Genomic DNA, 3,136 nt, shown 5'->3' on the forward strand with positions numbered 1-3,136 from the left:
CCTATCTGCGCATGTCCAAACTCGCTCATTTACCCGTCAATCCCTTGCAGGCCGCCGTGAAGCGGTCGGTTTCAATTAGGCGATACCGTGGCGGTCGTCAAGTTTCACCGAAAACGTCATAGAGCCAGATGCAGCTCCCTAAAATAAGCGAACAAAGATTTTTCATTTTCCACACCCGCAATTAGCCTCAGGCTTGCTGAAATCGCTTTTCACCCTGGCCGTCATATCATAGGCAGGCTTCTCATATTTGCTGGTCGACGAATAGCCACTTTTCACTGACCATAAATAGTTTGTTGCATTCATTCCGTTGCGGTATTGGCCAACATGAACAAGTTCATGCGCCATGATTGCAAGTCCAGCAGCCGTTCCCGCCGGATAGGCACCATCTCGAAAATAGATATCGTTTCCTCTGGTAATGCCGTCCATGTCGCTCGGTACATACCAAGGCATTTCTCCCTCGTGAATATCAGCATTATCAAGATCGACTTGAGGAATATACGGGCTCAAACAGGCTTTTTCACTGCCAGTTAAAGGGCGCAACCCGGATGGATCTACAAAGCTAACTGGATTTCCTCGAACATATGCATAAGTATTGATTCCGCCCGCCAGTCCGATTGGATCTGACTGAATGTAGCGCCCGATTTGAGGATCGTATTCGCGGTGGTGGTTATAAAACAGATTCGTGCTCCTGTCAAAATATTGGCCTGGCATCCGCAAATTAAATGTAAAGGTGCCTGAACCGCTGAAATATTCGGTGGGCGGTGTCAGCCCGAACGGATCACCGCTGTCCCAGCGCCAGACAATCTTGTTGTCGAGCGGGCGCGTGATCATCCGTGGCGTTCCCAGATGATCCGGATGAAAATGGAACACGTTAATCGCCGTGCTTTGGGCAGGTGCCGTTCCCGTCACTGTCTGCGTCAGCACTGCCACCGGCAGGTTGCCCAGGTACACCGTATCACGCGTCGCCTTGCCGTTGAGATAACTATACTCACCTACCAGCTGTCCTTGTTCATCATAGACGAATATACCACCGCCGTAAGTCTGGAATACACGCTGATCCAGGCCGTTGAACAGCTGGTGGGTGGTGACGGCACCATTCTGGTTCCTGTACGGGCGGCCCCGGCCGCTATAAGTGACGACGTGCGTGCCACCCGTCATCAGATCACCCGCGCCGTTATAGAGATTTGTCTTTGCCGGCCCCGGGCCGGTGGCAGCGCTCAGCTTGTTGCTGAGCGGGTCGATGGTGTTCGTGTAGCTGTTCGCTCCGAACCCGGCCTTGATGCGGTTACCGCTGGCATCGTAGGCGTAGGTCTGGCTGGTGCCGATGCCGTTGTAGCTGGTAAGGCGATTCAACTCGTCATAGCCGAAGGTCTGGTTCAGGCTGGCAGGACTGGGCGCCGTTCCTGTGCCGGTATGGGTATATCCCTTGATGCGGCTGGCGGCATCGTAATTGAGCGTGCGTACAACGCCGTTCGCCGAAGGGCTTCCCAAAGTATAGCTGCTGATCCGGCCATCAAGGTCGTAGGTGCGCGCATGCGCGTACTGGTTTGCTGGAACGCTATTGCCCCATGTCCAGCCGGTGGTTCCGCCAAACGGTGAGTAGGTGATATTGTTCAGCAAAACAATGTTCTCGGTGCTCGTGCCGGTAGCGTCGGCTTTCACCGGGTTCAGCGTGATGCTGTTGACCTGGCCCGCACCGTTGTAGCCATAGTTAACGCGGTTCCCGCTCGGGTAGGTCACGCTCGCCAGCCGGCCTTCCGCATCGTACTCATAGCCAAGCGTATGCGTGTTGGTGTAGCTCCCGAGGCCCGTCGTGGTCTGGGCTTTGGTCGCGAGCCGCCCGAATGCGTCATAGGTATACGTCGTATATCCCGATTCATCCGTCATCCGCGTTATTTTGCCAGCCGCAGTCGGCGTCAGCTTCGCGTCGCCGTCGTACTCGAACGTGGTGCCGATGGTGCCCGTATAGTCGATCCGGGTCAGGCGGTTGAGCGCATCATAAAAATAGGTATTGGTTTTGCCGCGGCCGTCCATGCGCGTTTTCAGATTGCCGGCGGCATCGTAGGTCGACTTGGTGAGACCCGTGTCGGGGCTTCCCAGCTCGCTGCGGTTACCCAGTCCATCAACGGAGTAACGCGTCTCCAGGTTGCGCGGATCGGTCACCGTCGCCACCTGGTCAATGCCATCGTAACCATACTTGATGGTCGGGCGTGCGCCGTTGGTGAGCGGCTGTTCCACCTGCTTTACACGGTCGAGTGGATCGTAAGTGAGGTTCGTCACCCGTCCCAGCGGGTCGGTAATTTCCTTCAGATTGCCGACAGGGTCGTACTTGTAACTGGTGGCCGCTTCCGGCACCGACTGCGCCGATGCGAGGGTGCCGGTATAAGCACCCAGCAGCGGGGTATACGTCATCACAACAATCAATGCGCCGGAGGTCAAACGGCTGAAAATACGGCGGGTCATCGTGCAGCTCCGGTTTGGCTCGTCAGACGGCCGGTTTTGTCATAGGTACGGGTAATCTGGCGCACAAGGTTGCCTTTGTGGTCGCGCACTTCTTCCTTGATCCTGTTGCCGGTGAGGTCGAGTGTATAAATGATGCTTTCGACGCTCTCGTCACGACCGCTGACGACGGAGGTCAGCCGATGTGCCGCATCGTAGGTGTACTTCGTCACGCTGTTGTCGGGGAAGGTGACCATCTCGATCTGACCTGAAGGCGTGTAGGCGTACGTGGTCTTCAGTGAAGGCTTCTGTGTGTCCGCGCCGCTTGATACGATTTTCGACTTGACCCATCCGCGCTCGGTGTAGTCCAACTCCGTCGTAACGCCGTCAGGCGCGCGAATCGTGTGAACCCGGCCATGGTCGTCATAGCCCCCGTAAGTCGTCGCTTTGCCGACGGCGTTCGTTACCGTGAGCAGGTCGCCTGTCATCGAGTCATAGTCGTACTTGGTGACGTCGACGATGTCGCTACGCGGACCGGTCACGGTTGTCAATTGCCCTTTATCGTATGTGTATGCCCATTTCCGGACGCTTCCCGTCAGAGGCGCGTTCACTCCCTGCGCGCCCGTCAGGTCAGTGGTGGCCTGCTCAGTCCTGATGAGTACATTGCCGGTTTTTACGTCGTACTGGTATTTCGTAA

Annotated in this window: 1 protein-coding gene and 1 pseudogene; both read right to left on the bottom strand. The window is 56.2% G+C overall.

Features of this window, described 5'->3' with window-relative positions:
• Window positions 1–162: 162 nt before the first annotated feature.
• Window positions 163–2,463, bottom strand: coding sequence for an RHS repeat-associated core domain-containing protein (locus tag F2P44_RS33985; RefSeq protein WP_167094461.1), 2,301 nt, complete (start codon window positions 2,461–2,463; stop codon window positions 163–165).
• A pseudogene (locus F2P44_RS33990) lies at window positions 2,460–3,136 on the bottom strand (RHS repeat domain-containing protein); the annotation flags it as partial. The gene F2P44_RS33985 and the pseudogene F2P44_RS33990, both read right to left, overlap by 4 nt.

It is taken from the genome of Massilia frigida (assembly GCF_011682175.1).
In the GTDB taxonomy this organism is placed as follows: Bacteria; Pseudomonadota; Gammaproteobacteria; order Burkholderiales; family Burkholderiaceae_D; genus Telluria_A; species Telluria_A frigida.